Raw genomic sequence first — 2,445 nt, forward strand, 5'->3', positions numbered from 1 at the left:
CGTTCATGCGCAGACTGTTGAGGATGAGGCGCGTCGGATGTGGGCGTCGTCGACGAACATCTCCGGTTCGGGCTGGGGTGGTCTGGCGGAGAAGACCAGCTACGACACGATGGGCCAGATGCAGACGGCGTTTCGCAACATCGTGAACATGCTGCACGGAGTGCGGGACGGGTTGATCCGCGACGCGAACCGCTACGAGCAGCAGGAAGCTGCCTCGCAGCAGATCCTGTCGAGCTAGAAGGAGACCATCTGATGAGCATCAACTACCAGTTCGGCGATGTCGACGCGCACGGCGCGCTGATCCGCGCGCAGGCCGCCTCGCTGGAGGCGGAGCACCAGGCGATCGTGCACGACGTGCTCGCCGCGGGGGACTGCTGGGGCGGCGCCGGTTCGGTGGCGTGCCAGGAGTTCGTGACCCAGTTGGGTCGCAACTTCGCGGTGATCTACGAGCAGGCGAACTCGCACGGTCAGAAGGTGCAGTCGGCCGGCAACAACATGGCCAACACCGACTCGGCCGTCGGCTCCAGCTGGGCCTGAGAAGACAACCCTGTTTGTTGTTTCGCAAGCCGGAATATCGGGTTTCAGTGTGGCCGTGACAGCCGTTGCGGCCACACTGAGACGCGCTGACCGGCAAGGGATTACGACACAATGATCCGCCTGGCGAGAGAAGTGATGCTCTGATGATTGACTACGCGGTGTTGCCGCCGGAGGTTAATTCGGCGCGGATGTATGCGGGGGCGGGCGCGACGCCGATGTTGACCGCTGCCGCGGTCTGGGATCGACTGTCGGCAACTCTGACATCGACAGCCGGTTCGTATCGTGCGGTGCTCGCCGAGTTGACCGACGGGCATTGGCAGGGCAGTTCAGCGGCGGCGATGGCCGCAGCCGCCGAACCGTATTCGGCGTGGATGACCAACACCGCTGCGCAGGCAGCCCAGACCGCCACCCAGGCCAGAGCCGCGGCAGCGTCCTACGAGGCCGCTTTTGCTGCCACGGTCCCGCCACCGGTGATCGCCGCCAACCGCGCCGAGCTGCTAAATCTGGTCAGCAGCAACATCTTCGGGCAGAACAGCGCCGCAATCGCGATGAATCATGCTGACTACAGCGAGATGTGGGCTCAGGACGCCGCCGCAATGCACGCCTATGCGGAAAACTCCGCAGCTGCTGCGCCCAATTCGAGTGCTTTGGCTGTCGCACCGCGGACCACCAACCCCGCCGGTGTCGGCAGCCAAGCCTCTGCCGCCGCCCAAGCGGCCGCAACAGGCATGGCGGCCGACTCGAACCCGCTGCTGGATTTTTTGACGAGCCCGCTGGTTCAAGGCTTCGAGCAGTTCACCCACGAGCTGACTCCATTTATGAGTTTCATCCAAAGTTTGGGGCTTGACTCGATCGGTACGGAGTTCGGCTCGATGCTACTGCCAACCGCGGGAGCAACCTTGGCGAACTATGTCTGGACCGCGCTTAATCCTTGGGCTGTAGGCCTGGCATCGTCGGTGTCCGGAGGAGGGTCGAACGTCGATCTCGCGGGCTCGACTGTGTCCGAGGGAGGCTACGCCGCGCTGGCTTCGCGCAGCTCCGAGGTGTCGGCGAGTTTGGGTCGAGCAGCGTCGTTTGGCGGACTGTCAGTGCCGCAGGCGTGGGGTGCGCCCCCTCAGGGGATCCGCCCCACCGCCGTCTCACTGCCGATGACCGGCGCGGCGGGTCTGCCCGAGGCCGCGATGGGTTCGATAGGTGCCATCCCGCCGATAGGCAGCGTTGTCAACGCGCCAAAGGGCGGCGGTGCGGCGACGCGTACCGGCGTCGCATCGGCCGCGGCTGCAGGGACCACCACCACCGCAGGCGGGGGAGAAGACCGCGTGGCGACAGCGGCAGACACTGAGGATGTGCAGCGCCAGCGGGACGAACTCAACAATCTACGTTGGAAGGTGATCGAAATGAGGGTGCGGCGCGATACGCTCAGACGTTCGGCGGCGTCAGTGATCAGAAGAGTGAAGTCAGGCAACGTATGAGTTCTGACATTCGGGATAAGGGCGGTGCCGTAAAAATACGCTGCGGTCGTGGTTTTATCCGAAACCTGGGGAAGCGCATGCTGACACTCTTTATTCTGCCGATCAGCATCGTTGCTGTCGGACCGGCACACGGTAATCCCGACGATGGTCGATCCGCCGATGTCGACGCGTCCTTTCTTACCGCACTGAACGAGGCGGGTATCACTTACAGCGATCCGGGAAAAAGTATTACAGCCGGGCGGACGATGTGCGATTACGTCGATCAGGGTAAGTCGGGGAAAGCGTTGGTCGCAACACTCCAGAAGCACAACGAAGAACTCACGACAGAACGCGCACGACTGTTCATCGCGATCGCCTTACATGCGTATTGCCCTCAGAACCTTGCGAACGGCATGAAGGGGGCGGTGTCATAGCGTCGTAGCAACGAGGTGCCGAC

At 63.1% G+C, this 2,445-nt stretch carries 4 protein-coding genes; all 4 read left to right on the forward strand.

Annotated elements, in window-relative coordinates; all coding sequences use genetic code 11:
• On the forward strand, positions 1-238 hold a 238-nt coding region (locus tag KIH27_RS21955), incomplete at its 5' end, for a WXG100 family type VII secretion target (RefSeq protein ID WP_214095072.1).
• Positions 239-252: 14 nt separating this feature from the next.
• The gene (locus KIH27_RS21960; protein ID WP_214095073.1) at positions 253-537 is read left to right on the forward strand and encodes a WXG100 family type VII secretion target; all 285 of its coding nucleotides are present in this window, start codon (positions 253-255) and stop codon (positions 535-537) included.
• A 143-nt stretch (positions 538-680) separates the two neighbouring features.
• Positions 681-2,009 (forward strand): PPE family protein, encoded by a 1,329-nt coding sequence (locus tag KIH27_RS21965; protein WP_214095074.1) that lies wholly within the window; start codon positions 681-683, stop codon positions 2,007-2,009.
• Positions 2,006-2,422 carry a DUF732 domain-containing protein gene (locus KIH27_RS21970; RefSeq protein WP_214095075.1) on the forward strand — a complete coding sequence of 139 codons (417 nt, stop codon included), beginning with the start codon at positions 2,006-2,008 and terminating at the stop codon, positions 2,420-2,422. Before KIH27_RS21965 ends, KIH27_RS21970 begins: the two co-directional genes overlap by 4 nt.
• The last annotated feature ends 23 nt before the right edge of the window (positions 2,423-2,445 follow it).

The sequence above is a fragment of the Mycolicibacter acidiphilus genome, assembly GCF_018455725.1.
Classification (GTDB): Bacteria; Actinomycetota; Actinomycetes; order Mycobacteriales; family Mycobacteriaceae; genus Mycobacterium; species Mycobacterium acidiphilum.

Excerpts from the sequence above, each read along its gene's own strand:
- KIH27_RS21960 (WP_214095073.1), top strand. The coding sequence starts at position 253 with ATGAGCATCAACTACCAGTTCGGCGATGTCGACGCGCACGGCGCGCTG.
- KIH27_RS21965 (WP_214095074.1), top strand. The coding sequence starts at position 681 with ATGATTGACTACGCGGTGTTGCCGCCGGAGGTTAATTCGGCGCGGATG.
- KIH27_RS21970 (WP_214095075.1), top strand. The coding sequence starts at position 2,006 with ATGAGTTCTGACATTCGGGATAAGGGCGGTGCCGTAAAAATACGCTGC.